Origin of the sequence: Streptomyces sp. NBC_00490, from assembly GCF_036013645.1 — a bacterium.
GTDB lineage: Bacteria > Actinomycetota > Actinomycetes > Streptomycetales > Streptomycetaceae > Streptomyces > Streptomyces canus_F.
This window is the reverse complement of sequence record NZ_CP107869.1, coordinates 10,092,803-10,111,132: the sequence shown is the minus strand read 5'-3', so window position 1 is coordinate 10,111,132 and position 18,330 is coordinate 10,092,803. Positions and strand designations below refer to the sequence as shown.

Annotated in this window: 19 protein-coding genes; 6 read left to right on the top strand and 13 right to left on the bottom strand. The window is 69.9% G+C overall.

Annotation, left to right across the window (positions count from 1 at the left end; all coding sequences use genetic code 11):
- Positions 1-28 precede the first annotated feature (28 nt).
- The 7 genes from OG381_RS46210 to OG381_RS46180 all read right to left on the bottom strand — a co-directional run bounded on the left by OG381_RS46210 (position 29) and on the right by OG381_RS46180 (position 6,674).
- Positions 29-193, bottom strand: coding sequence for a hypothetical protein (locus OG381_RS46210; RefSeq protein WP_327721988.1), 165 nt, complete (start codon positions 191-193; stop codon positions 29-31).
- 198 nt (positions 194-391) lie between these two features.
- Positions 392-1,417: a hypothetical protein gene (locus tag OG381_RS46205; RefSeq protein ID WP_327721987.1), complete on the bottom strand. Its 1,026-nt coding sequence runs from the start codon at positions 1,415-1,417 to the stop codon at positions 392-394.
- A 383-nt stretch (positions 1,418-1,800) separates the two neighbouring features.
- A complete protein-coding gene (gene htpG / locus OG381_RS46200) occupies positions 1,801-3,702 on the bottom strand; it encodes a molecular chaperone HtpG (RefSeq protein ID WP_327721986.1) in 1,902 nt (633 codons plus the stop codon).
- 105 nt (positions 3,703-3,807) lie between these two features.
- Positions 3,808-4,560: a DUF4097 family beta strand repeat-containing protein gene (locus tag OG381_RS46195; RefSeq protein ID WP_327721985.1), complete on the bottom strand. Its 753-nt coding sequence runs from the start codon at positions 4,558-4,560 to the stop codon at positions 3,808-3,810.
- A gap of 250 nt (positions 4,561-4,810) precedes the next feature.
- Complete coding sequence (locus OG381_RS46190) at positions 4,811-5,881, bottom strand: aldo/keto reductase (protein WP_327721984.1); 1,071 nt, start codon at positions 5,879-5,881, stop codon at positions 4,811-4,813.
- Positions 5,882-5,950: 69 nt separating this feature from the next.
- On the bottom strand, positions 5,951-6,160 hold the full coding sequence (locus OG381_RS46185) for an SDR family oxidoreductase (protein WP_327721983.1): 210 nt from the start codon (positions 6,158-6,160) through the stop codon (positions 5,951-5,953).
- Positions 6,161-6,311: 151 nt separating this feature from the next.
- Complete coding sequence (locus OG381_RS46180; protein WP_327721982.1) at positions 6,312-6,674, bottom strand: SDR family NAD(P)-dependent oxidoreductase; 363 nt, start codon at positions 6,672-6,674, stop codon at positions 6,312-6,314.
- A gap of 135 nt (positions 6,675-6,809) precedes the next feature.
- On the opposite strand from OG381_RS46180, the gene OG381_RS46175 reads away from it, so the two are divergent.
- Positions 6,810-7,373, top strand: a complete 564-nt coding sequence (locus OG381_RS46175) for a TetR/AcrR family transcriptional regulator (protein ID WP_327721981.1) — start codon at positions 6,810-6,812, stop codon at positions 7,371-7,373.
- 470 nt (positions 7,374-7,843) lie between these two features.
- On the opposite strand, the gene OG381_RS46170 is transcribed toward OG381_RS46175, so the two are convergent.
- From OG381_RS46170 to OG381_RS46155, 4 genes are read right to left on the bottom strand one after another with little or no spacing between them, the layout of a single operon-like run.
- Positions 7,844-9,055, bottom strand: coding sequence for an XdhC/CoxI family protein (locus OG381_RS46170; protein ID WP_327721980.1), 1,212 nt, complete (start codon positions 9,053-9,055; stop codon positions 7,844-7,846).
- The gene (locus OG381_RS46165) at positions 9,048-11,165 is read right to left on the bottom strand and encodes a xanthine dehydrogenase family protein molybdopterin-binding subunit (protein WP_327721979.1); all 2,118 of its coding nucleotides are present in this window, start codon (positions 11,163-11,165) and stop codon (positions 9,048-9,050) included. Before OG381_RS46165 ends, OG381_RS46170 begins: the two co-directional genes overlap by 8 nt.
- The gene (locus OG381_RS46160) at positions 11,162-12,154 is read right to left on the bottom strand and encodes an FAD binding domain-containing protein (RefSeq protein ID WP_327721978.1); all 993 of its coding nucleotides are present in this window, start codon (positions 12,152-12,154) and stop codon (positions 11,162-11,164) included. Before OG381_RS46160 ends, OG381_RS46165 begins: the two co-directional genes overlap by 4 nt.
- The gene (locus OG381_RS46155) at positions 12,151-12,708 is read right to left on the bottom strand and encodes a (2Fe-2S)-binding protein (RefSeq protein ID WP_327721977.1); all 558 of its coding nucleotides are present in this window, start codon (positions 12,706-12,708) and stop codon (positions 12,151-12,153) included. Before OG381_RS46155 ends, OG381_RS46160 begins: the two co-directional genes overlap by 4 nt.
- 180 nt (positions 12,709-12,888) lie before the next feature.
- Between OG381_RS46155 and OG381_RS46150 the strand changes: the two genes are divergently transcribed.
- Positions 12,889-13,470, top strand: coding sequence for a TetR/AcrR family transcriptional regulator (locus tag OG381_RS46150; RefSeq protein ID WP_443062072.1), 582 nt, complete (start codon positions 12,889-12,891; stop codon positions 13,468-13,470).
- 973 nt (positions 13,471-14,443) lie between these two features.
- Here the strand turns inward: OG381_RS46150 and OG381_RS46145 are convergent.
- Positions 14,444-14,887: a MarR family winged helix-turn-helix transcriptional regulator gene (locus tag OG381_RS46145; protein WP_327721975.1), complete on the bottom strand. Its 444-nt coding sequence runs from the start codon at positions 14,885-14,887 to the stop codon at positions 14,444-14,446.
- Positions 14,888-15,032: 145 nt separating this feature from the next.
- Here OG381_RS46145 and OG381_RS46140 point away from each other — a divergent pair, with 145 nt between their 5' ends.
- The 4 genes from OG381_RS46140 (at position 15,033) to OG381_RS46125 (ending at position 17,072) form a co-directional block, all read left to right on the top strand.
- Entirely contained in the window at positions 15,033-15,593 is a 561-nt protein-coding gene (locus tag OG381_RS46140) for a quercetin 2,3-dioxygenase (protein ID WP_327721974.1), read from the top strand.
- A gap of 5 nt (positions 15,594-15,598) precedes the next feature.
- Positions 15,599-15,748, top strand: coding sequence for a DUF1427 family protein (locus OG381_RS46135; RefSeq protein WP_327721973.1), 150 nt, complete (start codon positions 15,599-15,601; stop codon positions 15,746-15,748).
- A complete protein-coding gene (locus OG381_RS46130) occupies positions 15,745-16,038 on the top strand; it encodes a DUF1427 family protein (RefSeq protein WP_327721972.1) in 294 nt (97 codons plus the stop codon). The genes OG381_RS46135 and OG381_RS46130 overlap by 4 nt, the downstream gene beginning before the upstream one ends.
- 113 nt (positions 16,039-16,151) lie before the next feature.
- Complete coding sequence (locus OG381_RS46125) at positions 16,152-17,072, top strand: alpha/beta hydrolase (protein ID WP_327721971.1); 921 nt, start codon at positions 16,152-16,154, stop codon at positions 17,070-17,072.
- Between the two features lie 313 nt (positions 17,073-17,385).
- On the opposite strand, the gene OG381_RS46120 is transcribed toward OG381_RS46125, so the two are convergent.
- Positions 17,386-17,628, bottom strand: a complete 243-nt coding sequence (locus OG381_RS46120; RefSeq protein WP_327721970.1) for a hypothetical protein — start codon at positions 17,626-17,628, stop codon at positions 17,386-17,388.
- Positions 17,629-18,330: the final 702 nt, after the last annotated feature.

Genomic DNA, 18,330 nt, shown 5'->3' with positions numbered 1-18,330 from the left:
GATCCGGCTACCGGCCCATATGGCGGATTTACGGTGTGGGGGGCCGGTATGGCGGGGCCGTGAAGCCGGACGTGATGCCTACGGCTCCTACCAGGGAGATGCACGCGATCGCGAGGGCGATGGTGTTCTGTACGGCGGTGTGGCCGCTCAGTCGGACAAGGAAGTGGTCGGCGTTCCGGTCGGCTTCGGACATGCCTTCACCATTCGTGACGGCTCGGCGGTAGCGTCCGATTCTGCTGGACAGACCGGCGATGCGCTCGACGGACGCGTCGGTGAAGGCGGGTCCGTAGCTGGGCGCGGCGGTCGCGCCTCGGATCAGCCGCTGCCTCGCGGCCACCCGGCGTCACGGCCCGTCCGCACCGTGACGCCGCGGCTGCACACTGCGGACGGGCTACGTCATCAACTCGATGTGCGGATGCTCGGGCTGTGCCGGGCAGACGAACAGGTGCTGCCGGTAGCCGCTGCCTATCTGGACGCCGGTCGCGTTGTAGCCGCGGTGGCCGGGGTAGGGTCCAGCACCTGGGTGGGGGTGCGGAGACCAGCTGTTGCTGCCGTCATCGCCTTTCTCGAACGTGGCGATGGTCATCAGGACCTCCATGCGTGTGCCGCATTCGGAGCAGGGCTGCGGGCTGGGGTCGGTGGAGTTCCAGGCGGGCCAGCCGCCGACCTTCCAGCCGGGTGCGTTGGACAGCACCCAGTCGTAGTACGTGTCCGGGTCCAGGTCTCGCTCTGCTGCCTGCGGCACATTCCACTGCTTGAGCTGCTCGCGCAGTTCTTCGCTCAGCTCCAGATGGTCGGGGTACTCGGTGATCTGCTCCGGTTCGAGCACGCACGGTTCCGGCAGGTAGCCGTCGAACTGCACTGCGGGCGGCTCGGGGGGCGTGTCGAGGATGTCGGTGACGGCGGCTGCCGAACGCCAGAAGAGCAGGGTCCTGGGCATGATCGGATGATCGAAGGGGCACCACAGAACCTGCAGCAGGTCCTTGCCCTGCGGCGGGCTCAGATCGGGCACATCCCTTGCGTACAGCTGCGCGACGGTCAGCATCGCTATGGGGCCGTCGTACGCCTGGACCGCCAGCCTCACCGGATACGTCTGAGGGGGGCGGATCCGCTCGAGCGTCTCCCGTTCCTCCGCAGTCATCTCCCGGCCGTGCGAGGCGGCGAAGATCCGTCGTTCCAGCCGCAGATCCGCCGGGGACTGGGCTGGGTTGATGCCATCCACCTCATGCGGTTCCTCGCAGAACGGCCACGGCTCCTCAGCGGGCCACAGCAGCGGCCCGCCGATCGAGCTGTCGTGCCACGTCGGCGCCCCGGGGCGGGGGTGCAGGCGGGTCGCCGTGCGGGCCAGCGCAGCCAGTTGGGGAAAGACCGCGGCAACATCGATCGGCCGTGGCGGAGTGACAGGAGTGACATTCATGGCCGCAATCTTGCCAACCGCCTCTGACAACGGCCCTCGTGACCGACCCACGAGCACCTCGTCGGGGACGTCGATGCAGGAAAGGGCGGTTCACACAGGTTCGCTTAGCTGATCAGAGACGCTTTGCGGGCTTCAGCCGGACGATCGCCCCCGCAGACGATGGATGAGGTCCAGGGACACTGTGTTCTTCACTTCCACGTTCGGCCTCAACACACCCGCCCCGGCCGGCATCCCCGACGCGGAGCTCGCAGGCCGCCGCCCCGAATGACACCCGGCGCGGCAACACCGGGCATGTGGAGGAGCCCCATGGCTCCTCCACAACGGTGGCCCCGCCCCCGGCGGCCGGGAATGCGACCGCCGTGCAGCGTCGACGCCCTCCCGGCTCAGCGGAGCGTGCGCTCCAGCCGTTCCGCCACCAGCTTCACGAACCGGGCGGGCTCGTTGGGCTGTCCGCCTTCAGCGAGGACGGCAAGCCCGTGCAGGAGTTGGGCGGTCTCGGCGAGCTCTGCCCGGTCCTCCTGCTCCGCGTGGGCCTGGCGCAGGCCACGGACGAGCGCGTGAGCGGGGTTGAGTTCGAGAATCCGCTTGGTGACCGGCACCTCCTGGCCCATCGCCCGGTACATGTTCTCCAGCGCCGGAGTGAGGTCATGGGCGTCGGAGACGACACACGCCGGTGACACGGTCAGGCGGGTCGACAGCCGGACGTCCTTGACCTCCTCCCCCAGTTGCTCCTTCATCCACTCCAGCAGGCCGGCGTAGCTCTCGTCCTGCTCATCCCCTGCACTGTCTTCCTGATCGCCGCCCTGGACGTCGAGGTCGATCTCGCCCTTGGCGACGGATCGCAGTTGCTTGCCCTCGAACTCGCCCACGGCATCGACCCACACCTCGTCGACGGGGTCGGTCAGCAGCAGGACCTCGACGCCTCGGGCCTTGAACACCTCCATGTGCGGGGAGTTCTCGATGCTCTGCCGGGACTCGCCGGTCAGGTAGTAGATGTGCTCCTGGCCGTCCTTCATCCGCTCCACATACTGCTGGAGCGTCGTCGGCTCATCTGCCTCATGGGTGCTGACGAAGGACGCGACCGCGAGGATGGCGTCGCGGTTGTCCGGGGCGCCGAGCAGTCCTTCCTTCAGTACGGCGCCGAACTCACGCCAGAACGTGGCGTACTTCTCGGGGTCGCGGGCCTTCATCTCCTTGACCGACGACAGGACCTTCTTGGTCAGCCGTCGCTGGATCATCCTGATATGGCGGTCCTGCTGGAGGATCTCCCGGGAGACGTTGAGCGACAGGTCCTGCGCGTCGACGACGCCCTTGACGAAGCGCAGGTACGGCGGCAGCAGCGCCTCGCAGTCGTCCATGATCAGCACGCGTCGGACGTAGAGCTGGAGACCGCGCCGGAAGTCCCGGGTGAACAGGTCGTGCGGGGCGTGGGCCGGGAGGAACAACAGCGACTGGTACTCGAAGGTGCCCTCGGCCTGGAGCCGGATCGTCTCCAGAGGGTCACGCCAGTCGTGGCTGACGTGCTTGTACAACTCGTGGTACTCATCAGCCGAGACCTCCTCGCGAGAGCGTGCCCACAGGGCCTTACGCGAGTTCAGCGTCTCCGGCTCGGTCGTCTCCGCGCCATCACCGGCCTGGGGGACGAGGCGGATCGGCCAGGTGATGAAGTCCGAGTACCGCTTGACGATCTCCTTGATCTTCCAGGTGGAGGTGTAGTCGTGCAGCTGGTTCTCGGGGTCGGCGGGCTTGAGATGGAGGATTACGGACGTGCCCTGGGGCGCTTCCTCGACCTTCTCCAGCGAGTAGGTGCCCTCCCCGCGGGACGACCAGCGCGTGCCGCTGCTCTCGCCGAGGCGCCGGGTCACCAAAGTCATCTCGTCGGCCACCATGAATCCGGCGTAGAACCCGATGCCGAACCTGCCGATCAGCCCCTCCGCGCCGGCCTCGTCCTGGGCGTCCTCCAGTTCCTTGAGGAGGGCGGCCGTGCCGGAGTTGGCAATGGTGCCGATCAACGTGCCGACCTCGTCGTACGACATCCCGATGCCGTTGTCCCGCACAGTGAGCGTACGGGCCTTGGGATCTACATCGATCTGGATGTGCAGGTCGGACAGGTCCACGTCGAGACTGTCGTCGCGCAGGGCGGCCAGGCGCAGTTTGTCGAGCGCGTCCGAGGCGTTGGAGACGAGCTCCCGCAAGAAGACGTCCTTGTTCGAGTAGACCGAATGGATCATCAGCTCTAGGAGCTGACGGGCCTCTACCTGAAACTCAAACGTTTCGGTGGACATGGTTCGCGTGTCCCTCACAGATCCCTGAGTCGCGGAAAACGGGCGACAGTCACTTTAAAACACAACGTCAGGGCGTTTCACGTGAAACTGACAGCTCGTCACACCTCAGTCCCGGCGGGCCGTGACGTCACCGTTGACCGTGGTCAGGGTCATCGGGCGATTTCGGTCGGCATCCGGAGCGTGGACATCGGTCGTGGTGCGCCCGTTGTCGGTGGTCATGGTGACGCGGTAGGCCGGGGCATCGTGGGGGACGGTGACATCGACCGAGCCGTTGACGGTCCTCGCGTTCACACTCGCGGGTGCGGCAGCGCACTGCACCGCGACATCGCCGTTGACGGTGCTCGCGTGCAGCCGGCCGGCCTCGAGCGATGTTGCGCGCACCGATCCGTTGCGGGTGGACAGCCGCAACGGGGCGTGCTCCTGACCGGAGTGGGTCACCGTCACATCGCCGTTGACGGTCGTGACGTCCAGCGCGGCAGCGACGTCCACCACGTCGACGCCGGCATTGCGGGCGGTGACAGTGACCTTTGCACCGTCGGGGATCTCGACGTACGGCATCCGTGGACAGCCATGGTCGTCGTGGTCGGCGCAGTCCAGGTCCAGGGTCCAGCGGTCGTCGTGGTGGGACCAGTGCTCGTCGATCCGGTCGTCCACGCTGATGTGGTCGCCGCCGGTCGGGCGCAGCCGCAGTCCGTTGTCGGTACTGATCAGCACTTCTCCCCCGGACTCCGCCGCACGCAGTGCGTTGTCGGCGCGGGACGCGTCAGTGCCACCGCCGCCGCAGGAACCCGCGAACGGCAGCGCCAGCAGCAGCAACAAGGTCGGAGGCACGAGGTGCCGCGGGGGCATCACTGTCATGCCCCTACGGTTTCCCCGCATCGACGCGGCCATGGCGGCGTGCACGGTGCCGGTTGTCGACGGGGATGTCCCGACGGGTGGTCGCCCCGCTCTGGCACCCTTCGGCAACAGCGGTTCCAGCTCCGCTGCGCAGCTTCGCGCCCCAGCGGAACATTGCCCGGCCAGGAGGCCGGTCCTGCTCTGTCGGCGGGAGGAGTTCCTGTTGGCTTCCTCTCCCGCCTAAAGGCGGGGGAGGAAGCCAAGGAGCGAATCAGCCGAGGGTTTCGATCTTCATGTCGCCTGTGGTGACCGTGCGGATGTGATCGCTGGCGAGCAGGTCGTGCGGATTGCCGAGGTCGATGGCGCTGACCTCGTCGAGGCGGGCCAGCTGGAAAGGAGTGAGGTCGACCCGCAGGGCGCCCAGGTTGTCCTCCAGCTGCGCGATGGTGCGGGCGCCGATGATGGGTGCCGTCACGCCCGGGGCGTTCAGGGTCCAGGCCAGTGCGACCTGGGCGGGTGTGCGACCCAGCTCCGAGGCCACCTCCTTCACCACATCGGCAATGGCAAGGTTGCGGTCGGTGACCCACCCCAGGGCGACGTTGAGGCTCTTGCGGTTGCCGGCGGTTTCGCCGACAACAGAGCCCGCCGGGTTCTGGTCCTCCCGGCTGTACTTGCCGGTGAGCACCCCGCCGCCCAACGGGGAGAAGGGGACCACGCCGAGTCCCATCTCGCGTGCCATCGGTATCAGGTCACGCTCCGCGGTGCGCCCGATCAGGCTGTACTCGGTCTCCAGTGCGACCAGTGGCGACCAGCCGCGCAGGTCGGCGATCGCCTGCATGCGCGACACCTGCCAGGCCGGGGCGCTGGAGATCGCCACGTACAGCACCTTGCCCTGCCTCACCAGGTCGTCCAGGCCCCGCAGGATCTCCTCCACCGGCGTCCTGAAGTCCCAAACGTTCACGTAGAGCAGATCGATGTAGTCAGTGTTCAGCTGCCGCAGACTGCCTTCCACCGACGCCAGCATGCTCTTGCGGTGGGTACCCCCGGAATTCGGGTCACCGGGCTGACGCAGCGTCGAGTACTTCGTCGCCAGCACCATCTTGTCGCGGTTGGTGCGGGCGAATTCGCCGAGCAGTCGCTCGGAGCTGCCGTTGGTGTAGGTGCTGGCGGTGTCGAAGAAGTTGCCGCCGAGCTCGGTGTAGCGCTCGAAGAGCTTGCGCGCCTCGTCGCGCTCGGCGCCCCAACCCCATTCGGTGCCGAAGGTCGCCGTGCCCAGCGCCAGCGGTGAGACCCGGAGTCCGGAACGGCCCAGCAGCCGATAAGTGTCGAGAGTGAGTGCCATCGTGTTCTCCTGTGGGGTGCGGTTCGTGGCGTTCGAGAGGTGCGGACTGGTGGTTGACTCGCCCGGGTTTCAGGCGCCGAGCCCGTAGCCGCCGGCCACGGTGATGTCCTGGCCGGTGATGTAGCCGGCGGCGTCCGAGGCGAGGAAGGCGACTGCTTCCGCGACCTCCTGGCTGGATCCGAAGCGCTCGAAGGGGATCATCGAGCGCATGGCGTCCCGGCCGCTCTCGGGCACTCCCAGCTTGTTGAGCAGCGGGGTGCCGGTGGCCCCGGGGCTCACGGCGTTGACGCGCATCCTGCGCGGGGCCAGTTCGAGCGCGAGCGAGGCAGCATGGCCAGCAGCGCGCCGCGTGTCGCCGACCCCACCGTGGCGTCAGGGGTGCCGCGACGGGATCCGAAGCCGATGGTCAGCACGATCGAGCCGCCGTCGTTCATGAGGGAAGGGCCTTTTGGAGGGTGAAGTACTGGCCCTTGAAGTTGAGGTCGGCGTGCTCGTCGAACGATTCCTCCGTCACCTCGGCAACCGGTGCCCGACGGAAGATCCCGGCGTTGAGGAAGGGCAGGTCCAACGACCCGAACCGCGCCGACACCGCCGACATCAGGGCGTCGGTGTCGGCGAGGACGCGCCCGTCGGATCGGACGACGAGCACGTCGTCGGGGAGCTCGGACTGCGCCCGCGCGAGGGACTCGAGATCCTGTCCGGTGACCGCGACCTGGTAGCCGCGGGCGTGCAGCAGCTCGGCCGCCGCTCTGCCGATCCCGGTCGTCCCCCCGGTGATGAGAGCTGTAGGCATGGCAAACCTTTCGTCGCTGCAGGGTGTGAGACCACTCGCAATCGGGGACCTCCCCGGTTGTCTCACCGTACACTGAACCGGGGACATCCCCGATTCGCTCCCGAACCTCGTCCGACACTCACGATCGCGAAGGTCATGACACCTCCACGCAGCACCCTGCGCGCCGACGCGCAGCGCAACCGCGAGCAGCTGATCGCCACGGCCGCCGAAGCCTTCGCGTCCGGACGCGCGATCTCGCTGGACGCGATCGCCAAACGTGCGGGAGTGGGGAACGCCACCCTGTACCGGCACTTCCCCACCCGAGAGGATCTGGTCGAAGAGGTCTACCGGGACCAGATCCGGCCCTTGCGCGAAGATGCGCGCACCCTGCTGGCTACCAAGCCGCCCGCGCAGGCCCTCCACGCGTGGATGCTCCGATTCGCCGACTGGGCCGGTGAACGACGCGGCATCTGCGAGGCCCTGGTGGCCATGAGCGCTTCCGGCCGCTTCGGCACCGGACCGGTCTGTGACGAGGTCCAACAGGTCCTGGCGATGGTGCTCGAGGCCGGCGCCACAGCAGGAGAACTGCGCAGCGACATCGACCCGGTCGAGGTAGGCGGCATCCTCGCCGGTTTGCTCTCCGTGGCCGGCGCACCTGAGCAGCGCCCCCAGCTGAACCGAATGCTGGACGTCGTCGTCGACGGACTCAGGCCCCGCTAAGCGATACGCCAGCGGTTCGGCGAGGCGTCGGCCCATGCTGGACGGCATGGCTGCGGTCGCGGCGGTCGTGGTACCCCAGACCTTGGTGCGTTCCCGGAGACCGAACAGGCCGTCCGCCGACTGCCGGACAATACGGCGGTCGATGGCGAACTCGTCGTGTGAGGCGCAGGCCAGCGCGTTCGAGCGTCTTCAGCAGCGCATGCGCCACCGCGGCACGACCGCGCATCCCGACCCACCGCACCAAGGAGCGGCCCACGGGAACTCCGCTGTCTGCGACCCCGGACCGGATCACTCAGGTCCTGGTGACCTGCTCGGCAACGCACTGGCCGCGTGCGATCGGCACGGGCATGTGACGCTGTCCGTGCACAGCGAACCGTCGCCCGGGCACCACGTGATCGTCCGGGGCGTCGCCCGGGCCCACGGCGCAGACATCACCGCGGAATCCGACGGGCTGGGCAAGGGAGCAACCTTCACCTTGCGCCTACCGCAGGATGCTCAATGAGAGCCGGTGCACGAGGACGTCGGGGCGCCTGGCCGTGGTGGATCGGTCCGCCCGACCCGGTCAGGGGCGTGCCCGTCCCGCCCCGCCGGGTGGCGACGATCTCCGCCGCGATGGACAGGGCCGTCTCCTCGGGTGTGCGGGCACCGAGATCGAGTCCGATCGGCGACCGAAGCCGCGCCAACTCCCCGTCGCTCAGGCCCGCTTCACGCAGCCGTCGTTCCCGGTCGGCGTGCGTACGCCGTGAGCCCAAGGCGCCGACGAACGCGGCCGGCATCCGCAGGGCCGCCTCCAGCAGGGGTACGTCGAACTTGGCGTCGTGGGTGAGCACGCACAGCACCGTGCGCGCGTCGGTCGCGGTGCCGCGCAGGTAGCGGTGCGGCCAGTCGACCACGACCTCGTCGGCCTCCGGGAAGCGGGTTGTGGTGGCGAAGACGGGGCGGGCGTCGCACACGGTCACGTGGTAGCCGAGGAACTTGCCCACCCGCACGAGGGCCGCCGCGAAGTCGATCGCCCCGAACACGATCATGCGAGGCGGCGGCACACTCGACTCGACGAGCAAGGTCACTCCGCCGGGACAGCGCGAGCCGTCCGCCGACAGCTCGACCGTGCCGGTGCGGCCGGCGTCCAGCAGGGCACGGGCTTCACCGGCAGCCGTACGGTCCAGCTCCGCGTGCCCGCCGAGTCCGCCTTCGTACGAGCCCGCCCCGTGCCCCTGCCAGGAGGGCCCCGCTCCCGCTTCGCCCGGCCGCACCAGCAGGGCCGCGCCGAGGAGTTCGGCGGGGCCGCGTACAACGCGGGCGAGGGCTGCCGGCTCGTCCCGGGCGGCGGCTGACAGGGCCGCCCGGAGCACCGGTCGCGCGGCCGCGTCCGGGCCGACCGGGGTGACCATGATGTCGATGGTCCCGCCGCAGGTCAGTCCGACCGCGAAGGCGTCCTCGTCGCTGTAGCCGAACCGTTCGACGACCGTCTCGCCGTCCTGGAGGGCCTGGACGCACAGGTCGTAGACCGCTCCCTCCACGCAGCCGCCGGAGACCGAGCCGATGACCGTGCCCTCGCTGTCGACTGCGAGAGCGGCGCCGGGGCCGCGCGGGGCGCTGCCGCCGACGGCCACGACGGTGGCGACGGCGAACGCGCGGCCCTCCTCGATCCAGCGGTGCAGTTCCCCGGCGAGGTCAAGCACGGACGCCTGCCGTCAGGACGCGGTCGGGGCGGATCGGCAGGTCCCGGTGGCGTACGCCGGTCGCGTGCCAGACCGCGTTGGCTACGGCCGCGGCGGCGCCCACGATGCCGATCTCGCCGATGCCCTTGATGCCGACCGGGTCGTCGGGGTCCGGGTCGTCGATCCAGTCCGCCTCGATGGCCGGGACGTCGGCGTGGGCGGCGACGTGGTAGCCGGCGAGGTCGGCGCCATAGTGGCTGCCCAGGGCCCGGTCGCGGACCGCCTCCTCGTGCAGGGCCATGGAGATGCCCCAGGTCATGCCGCCGACGAGCTGGTTGCGGGCGGTGAGCGGGTTGACGATCCGGCCGGCCGCGAAGATGCCGAGCATGCGGCGCACGCGGATTTCACCGGTGGTGGGGTCGACGGCGACCTCGGCGAACTGGGCGCCGAAGGAGTGCCGTTCCTTCTGGGCGAGAGCGCCGATGGCCTCGGTGGTGTCCGACCGCACGGTGATCCCCTCCGGCGGGATGTCGGCGCCGAGGGCAAGCCGTTCCCGCAGTTCCCCGGCGGCGATCGTGACCGCCCAGGCCCAGGAGCGGGTGCCCATGGAGCCGCCGGCGATGAACGCGGGACCGAGGTCGCTGTCACCGATGTGCACGCGGACGTTTTCCGGTGCGGTCTCCAGGGCGTCGGCGGCGACGAGGGTGAGCGCGGTCCGGGCGCCGGTGCCGATGTCGGCGGCGTTGATCCCCACGGTGTAGGTGCCGTCCGCCTCCGCCGTCACCGCTGCCGTGGACGGGCCGACACCGGCCGGGAAGGACGCGGCCGCAGTGCCGGTGCCGAGCAGCCAGCGTCCCTCGCGGCGCAGGCCGGGGCGCGGGTCGCGGTCGGCCCAGCCGAACCTGCGGGCGCCTTCCCGGAAACAGGCGATGAGGTTGCGGCCGCTGAACGGCAGCCCGGACACCGGGCCCGTCTCGGGGTCGTTGCGGGCGCGCAGTTCGATCGGGTCGAGGCCGCACTTCACGGCGAGTTCGTCCATCGCCGACTCCAGCGCGAACGACCCCGGTGCCTCGCCCGGCCCGCGCATCCAGGTAGGGGTCGGCACGTCGAGTCGTACGAGCCGGTTGGCGGTGTGGTGGGCGTTGGCGCCGTACATGGTCCGGGCCGGGCCGGCGGCCGACTCGACGAACTCGTGCACGGTGGAGGTGGCGCTCAGCGAACGGTGCTCCAGCGCGCGCAGCCGGCCGTCGGCGTCGGCGCCGAGCCGCAGGCGCTGGCGGGTGGGGCTGCGGTAGCCGGTGAGGGAGAACATCTGACGGCGGGTCATGACCACGCGGACCGGGCGCTGCAGTTCGGTCGCGGCCATGACGGCGGCCACCTGGTGGGCGCGGATGCCCTTGCTGCCGAAGCCGCCGCCGACGTGTTCGGAGCGCACCCGGACAGCGGACGGGTCGAGCGAGAACATCTGGGCGAGTTCGCTCGCGACCCAGAAGGTGCCTTGGTTGGAGTCGACGACTTCGAGCCGGCCGCCGTCCCAGCGGGCGGTGGCCGCGTGCGGCTCCATCATGCTGTGGTGCTCTTCCGGGGTGGTGTACTCGGCGTCCACGACGACGGCGGAGGTGGCGAGTTCGGCCTCCAGGTCGCCCTTCTCGATCACCCCCGGCCCATGGGAGTCGATCGGGTACGCGTCGGGGTGCTCGCCGGTGAAGTCGACGTCGTGCGGCTCCTGTTCGTAGTGCACGACCAGCGCTTCGGCGGCCTCCCGGGCCTGTTCGGAGGTCTCGGCGACGACCAGCGCCACCGGCCAGCCCGCGTGCGGCACCCGGTCGTGCTGGAAGACGGTCGCGGTCGGGTCCGGGACGCCCAGCAGACCGATGTAGCCGGTCTCGACCCGCGGGGCGTTGCCGTGGTGCAGGACGGCGATGACGCCGGGCTTGGCGAGGACGTCGGCGGTGTCGATGGAGCGGATGCGGCCACGGGCGATGGTGGACAGCGCCAGCCAGCCGTATGCGAGGTCGGCGAACGGGATCTCACCGGCGTAGCGAGCGGCTCCGGTGACCTTGTCGCGGCCCTCGACGCGGGTGTGCGCGGTGCCGACGGCGTTCTCGCGTGCTGTGGGGGCGGTGGTCATCGGGAAGCCTCCTCGGCCAGTTCGGTCAGCACGGCCACGACGAGGTTGCGCATGAGGGTCACCTTGTACGCGTTGTGCAACAGCGGTTTCGCCGCGGCGAGTTCGGCGTCCGCGGCGGCGGCGAAGGTCGCGGCGTCGGCCGGCGCTCCGGTCAGGACGCGCTCGGCCTCCGATGCCCGCCAGGGCCGGGACGCGACCGCCCCGAAGGCCAGGCGCACCTCGCGTACGACGCCGTCCTGGACGTCGAGCGCGGCGGCGATCGAGCCGATGGCGAAGGCGTACGAGGCACGCTCGCGCACCTTGCGGTAGCGGGAGCGGGCGGCCACTGGAGCGGGCGGCAGGGTGACGCCGGTGATCAGTGCGCCCGGCGGCAGCGCGGTCTCGCGGTGCGGGGTGTCACCGACCGGAAGATAGAAGTCGGCGAGGGGCACTTCGCCCGAACCGTCGGCGGTTTCGTACGAGACGACCGCGTCGAAGGCGGTCAGCGCGACGCCCATGTCCGAGGGGTGGGTCGCCACGCAGTGCTCGGAGGCGCCCAGGATGGCGTGGTTGTGGTGCTCGCCCTCGATCGCGGGGCAACCGCTGCCGGGCACACGCTTGTTGCAGGGCTTGGTCACGTCGGTGAAGTAGCCGCAGCGGGTGCGCTGGAGCAGGTTGCCGCCGACGGTGGCCATGTTGCGCAGCTGACCGGAGGCGCCGGCCAGCACGGCCTGGGCCAACGCCGGGTAGCGGCGGCGGACTTCGGGGTGGGCGGCGAGGTCGCTGTTGGTGACGGTCGCGCCGATGCGCAGGCCGCCGTCCGCCGTCACCTCGATGTCGTCCAGCGGGAGTTCGCGGACGTCCACCAGGCGGGCGGGCCGCTCGACGCCGGTCTTCATCAGGTCGACGAGGTTGGTGCCGCCGGCGAGGAACCGGGCGTCGGGGTCGGCGTCCAGCAGGGCCAGGGCCCCGGAGACGTCGGGGGCCCGGTCGTAGAGGAACTCCCTCACGCTGCCGCCTCCTCGGACTTCGCTTCCGCCGCCCGGGCCACGGCCTGGACGATCGAGACGTACGCGCCGCAGCGGCACAGGTTGCCGCTCATCCGTTCCCGGATCTCCTCGGCGCTCAGGGGCGGTGGTCCGGCCTCGGGGCGGATGTCGTCGGTGGCGGCGCTGGGCCAGCCGGCCGCGTGTTCCTCGATCACCGCGATCGCCGAACAGATCTGGCCGGGGGTGCAGTAGCCGCACTGGTAGCCGTCCAGGTCGAGGAACGCCTGCTGCACCGGGTGCAGTCGGTCGCCCTCGGCCAAGCCCTCGATGGTGGTGATCTCGCGTCCTTCGGCGGCCACGGCGAGTTGCAGACAGGACACCGCCCGGCGCCCGTCGAGCAGTACCGTGCAGGCGCCGCACTGCCCCTGGTCGCAGCCCTTCTTGGTACCGGTCAGGTCGAGGCGCTCGCGCAGGGCGTCGAGCAGGGTGGTGCGATGGTCGACGGGCAGGGTGTGCTTCTCGCCGTTGATGTTCAGGGTGATGTCGCTGGACGTAGACGGTGGGGCTGGGGCCATGTTCAGCCTTCTTTCGCGTGTCCCGGACACGTCGGGGCGTCAGTCCGACGCTAGAGTGAGCTCAAGCGGACAGCTGTCCGCTATCGGTCCGAACGTAGTGGACAACTGTCCGGTTCTCAAGGACCGCTTTCGGACACGAGTCGGCGAGGAGGACGAGTGCGGCAGAAGGACGACCCGCGCATGCGCTCGGACGCGCAGCGCAACCGCGAACGCATCCTGGAAGTGGCTCTCGCCGAACTTTCCCGGGCCGCCGACACCCCGCTGAGCGCGATCGCCAAGAAGGCGGGCGTCGGCCAGGGCACGTTCTACCGGAACTTCCCCAACCGCGAGACGCTCGTCCTCGAGCTCTACCGCCACGGGGTGCAGCAGATCGCCGACTCCGCGTCCGAGCTGCTGGAGACCAGGGAGCCCGACCGCGCGCTGCGGGCGTGGATGGACCACCTCGCCGGGTTCGCGATGACCAAGGCCGGCCTGGCGGAGGCGATCCGCCAGGCCACCTCGTCCGGGAAGGCAACGAAGCCGGGCCACACGCCGGTGACCGACGCGGCGGACCTTCTGCTCCGCGCCTGCGAGGAGGCCGGCACGATCCGTCCCGGCGTCACGTCCGACGACTTCATGCTGGCCATCGCCGGCCTGTGGCAGCTCGCCCCGCACGATGACTGGCAGTCGAGGGCGACGCGCCTGCTGGACATCGTCATGGACGGGTTGCGCGCAGGGGCACCCGGACCCCAGGGCCTGCCCGGCGGATCAGACCGGCTGTAAGGGACGTGCCTCGTCGGCACGGGTGAGCGAGGCTTGGTACGTCCAGAGGCGAAACGCACCAGCGGCGCCGGCCGGTTTCACTCCTCGGGACTTCCCTGGTGTCCCGAATGGCGGCCATCGTGCCGAAGCGGGTGCCGATCCACCCGATCGTCTCAGGGAGGCCCCCCGGGGTGACAGACCTCAAGGACGTGGCGGCTGAGTCGCAGGCGGGGAGTCATGGGTGCAATGGTGTCGGCTGGATCGGCAGGAGCGATACGGCAGTTCGCTCCTGTTGGACATGCCTCGTGGCACTGGCATCGCTCCCCCAGCAGGGCCTGTACCGCGTCACCGTCACAACCCACGACCGACCTGCCCAACCGCCGCTCCGCGCAGAGTCCGACCCACTCTCTGGATGAAGATCACCACCGCATCAGTTTCGCGATCCCCCTGATCGTCAACTTCCGGGCGGAGGCACGGGCCAGGGATTTCCATCTGGTGAGCTGTATGCCGCCGTCCACCCACCACGAAGTCGTGTCCAGGCAAAGCGCGCTGTTCTTTCGCAGTCCGGCCACAGCCAGTGGTCGTACACGGCGGCGTGCTTGGCATCCCGGCGCTCCTCGCCGCCGGACATCGCGACCTCGTCGGCGATGGCGTCCGCCGAGCCGCCTCCACTGGCGCCGACCGCGTTCCGGTGCCGCTTCCGGCACCGGAACGGTGCACCGGCCTATTGCCGCCGCACTGCGGGGCATGGCCCTGATCTCGGACGCAGTGGCCCTGAAGCGCACCTGACCCCCGAGTGCGAAACGCCCGCCGAGACGGGCCCGCAGACGGCGCTGGGCCGTATCGCCTCTCCGGTGATGGACCCCCAGGCACCGTGGCCACCGGACCGGGCACGCACGCCTGCACCATCGACGTGGTCGGTGAGCAGGACTGACACACGGGCATGTCGGCCTACACGCCTCGGCGGCAGCACGTCGGCACCGCCTCCAGCAACTCAGGGAGCCGCCACCAGGGGCGGCTCCCCCCAGGAGACGGTCAGCGCCTGTCGTAGCGCATCGACGGCGGCGGTGCCGATCCGCTGGGCCAGCTCGGCTTCGATCACGGCGAGCGCGGCCTGGGCCCGGTGATGGACGCGAACGCCTTCGCCGGTGGGGCGGATCAAGCGGCTGCGAGCGGAGGCCGGGTCAGGGACCTGGCACAGCAGCCCCATGCCGATCAGGCCGTGCACGGCCTGATGAACGGTCTGTCGGGTGACGCCGATCCGGCGGGCGAGTTCGGAGATCGTCGTACCGTCCTCGTCCAGCGTGGCGAAGACGGAGGCCTGGGCGACGGTCACCGGCTGCTCGCCCGCGGCCTCCATGCTGGCCAGCAACGCGTCGTCGAACCACCGCTTGGCCTCGGTGAGCAACTGGGGCAGGTTCGGCGCGGGTGTGTTCATGGCTCCTCAGCGGGACGGGATGGCGAGCATAGCGACAGTCCACCGGCGACCCCGATCCGGCAAAACCAGCGTCACCGTGGAGCACCATTCTCTCGAATGTCAGGTAGCCTGACATTCCTTGCTTCCTCGCCTCCGGAGGTTTCCCATGACCATGGAGTTCGCCACCCGCTACCGATCGCGGTCCCGCATCCCCGCCGAGCAGGGCAAGCCCTACTTCATCGAGAAGGGCATGGGCGACCGCGCCCACTTGTTCACCGACCTGGTCACCGTCTACGCGGGCGGCGAGCAGACCGAGAACGCCTTCAACTTCTTCACCGTCGAAGGCCCCAAGGGCGACCTCATCCCCGCCCACTCCCATGCCGACACCCACGAGGTCTTCTACGTCACCGACGGCGCGGTCCGCCTCTTCGTCGAGGACCTCCAGGGCGAGCAGCAAGAAAAGCTCCTCACCGCGGGCGACTTCGGATTCGTACCCAAGAACTGCCCGCACGCCTACCGCATCGAGCGCCACCACAGCCGGATCGTCGGGGTCGCCGCGGGCCCGGGCGGAACCTTCGAGCGGTTCTTCGAACACCTCGGCACGCCCACCGAAGAACTCGGCCTGCCGGTGCAGCCGTACGTGCCCGAGCCGCATAAATTCGGCACCGTCCCGCGCGAGTACGACGTGAGGTTCCTGCCCAACCACCAGTGGCGCACCGGGAACTGACCGCGGTGGCGTATGTCCAAACCCTGCTGGCCGGGACCCTGGTCGGCGTCCTGTACGCGGCGCTGCGCGTCAAAGCGCCCGTTCCTCCGCCCGTCGCCCTGGCCGGCCTGCTGGGCATACTGCTCGGACAGAGCATGCTGCAGAGGCTGCTGTGAGGGCCACACGTCGGCCTGGCCCCGCCGCGTTCGGACGCCGCCTCGCGATCTCCTTTGCCGCAGGGCTGGCAATGGGCGCCCTCTACTGGGCCTGCGACCTCAAGGCACCGGCACCGGCCCTGCTCGGGCTCACCGGCCTGTTGGGCATCGGCCTCGGGGAGCGGGCCGCCATGGCGCTCAGCGCACGGCTGGCCCGCCACCGCACCCCTCCGGCGCCTCCGCATGACCCCCAACTGGCCGAACCGGAAAAGGCCTCCCGCTGCACCTGTCTACCGCCTACACCTGACTGACCTGCACACCGGCACCAACCGCACCCTCCCACGCGCCCCAGACACCGCCCCCGTACCCGCCACCCGTCTCCCGGACCCATACCCGCCGTCCGTCTCGTTCGGAAAGACTCCCCATGCCTCTGCCGCCCGAGCTCGCCGCCCTGCTCGCCACACTCGCCCCCGCCCACCTGCCACTGCCGCCCGCCGCGCACCCCGCCTCCGGCACACGACTGCTGCGCGGCGCCGTCTACTCCGCCCCCGAGGGCATCCGCCCACTCGAACTCGACCTATGGCTGCCCGACGAACCGCAGGCCCCGCTGCCGCTCATCGTCTACATCCACGGCGGCGGCTGGCGCACGGGCACCCGCACGGACATGGGACCGCGTTTTCGACACTGGCGCCCCAGCCCCTTCGCCCGCCTTGCACAGGCGGGATTCGCCGTCGCCAGCCTCGACTACCGGCTCACCGGCGAAGCCATCTACCCCGCTCAGCTGGACGACGTCACCGCCGCCACCGCCTGGCTCAACTCCCGCGCCGACGAACTCGGGCTCGACACCGGCCGAACCGTGACCTGGGGCGAATCCGCCGGGGCCCACCTCGCCGCCCTACTGGCCCTCACCACCCAGGTGCGCGGCTGCATCGCCTGGTACGGACCCACCGACCTGACCACGCTGCCCGCCCAGTCCCGGCCCGGCACTTACGACACCTCCGACCCCACGACACGCGAGGCCTTGCTGATCGGAGCGCCCCTGGCCACCGCACCCGAACTCGCCCGTGCGGCCAGCCCGGTCACCCACGTCACCGCCGACGCCCCACCCTTCCTCATCCTGCACGGCACAGACGACTCGCTCATCCCACCCGCCCAGGGCGAGCAACTCGCCGTAGCCCTACGCCAGGCAGGCGCTCACGTCGACTTCCGCCACGTCCCCGGCGCCGATCACGCATGGGCGGGCCTGTCCAACGTGGACGTCGAAGAATGCTTCACCACCTCACTGAGCTTCGCCCGCACTCTCACCACCACGCCCCCCGCACTCATCCCACCCGAGAAGCGGTGACAACGCGTCCGCAGCCCGCCCACATCGGGCGGGGACGGCTCCAGCCGCAGGGAATTCCGCGAACCGGGCAAACAACCTGGCGCCGCAGAGTATGTGTTGGCCCACTGGGCGCAAGACCGGGAGACACACAGAATTCTCGCCCTCTGCCATGGCGATCAACGTCGTCCGGGTGACGCGCTCTGCTCTGGAGCACGATGCGCTTTACACCTCGGGCGTACTGCCCGGCAGACTCGCGCGCGGTCCTGGCGTCGCACTCCGGAGATCAACGAGGCAGTCCGGCAACTGCCCGACGAAACAGCGGTCGACTGCCAGCTCAACGTGAGAGGGAGGTCAGCTCGCGTACGAGCGTCTCCAGCAGCGCCTGCACCACCGCGGCGCGGCCGCGGTCCGCGCGGCCGTCAACTCCCCCGCCCATCCGATCGCGTTCGACCTGCTGCGCGTACACGGCCAGGACCTCACCCGGCGAGAACCCGATCGACTCCACGAACGGACAGAGACCGGTCAACTGAGCCGTGGGCCGCCCGGTGAGGTCGGGGAACCGCCTCCGCTGAGACACCGGATCAACCATCTTCACCGCTCGAGGGCAGCTCGGTGCCCTGAGGGGCATGCCGGCGGGCACGCCTCTTTCACCACGCCCCGGCCCCGGCTGGTAGTGAGTTGGGCGGGGTCGAGGGCCAAGGCGTGTGGGAGCAGGACCTGCCAGACCGGCCAGTACTGCGGTTTGTCTGGGCGGCCGGGGTTGGCCGCCCGCCAGGAGTGCTCCGGCATCCGTCTCCGCCCGGCCGTGTTCCTGGCGGGTCATTTGCCCCGTGAGCAAGTCCTGGGTGCGGCGGTGCAGTTGGAGGGTGCCGTCCTGGACACGGGCCAGACCGTGTCGGGCGACCACCTCCACCGCGCTCACCGCCGCCAGCCGCGAAGCGACCGTCTCCTTCAGAAGGGTCGATCGGACATCCTGTCAGGCGCCCCCGCCCCAGCACCCATCACGGCCTGCCGCCCTTACTCGGCCTTCGCCGGGACGGTTCCAGAGCGCTCCATCTTGGGTGAGGCCGAGCAGAACGATCATGAGTGTGGGGCGCGCATCCCGCAGCTCGGGACGGTGGCACGCACCCCTCGGTCCGCGCCACCGTCCCGCCCGGGCCTGACCGGCGGTTGAACACCGGACGACGTCAGTCGTTCAACTACTCGCACGCAGGAAATTGAAGATCAGACCATTCGGGACATACCAATCTTTTTTGCATAAGTCGGCCAGATGCGGTGA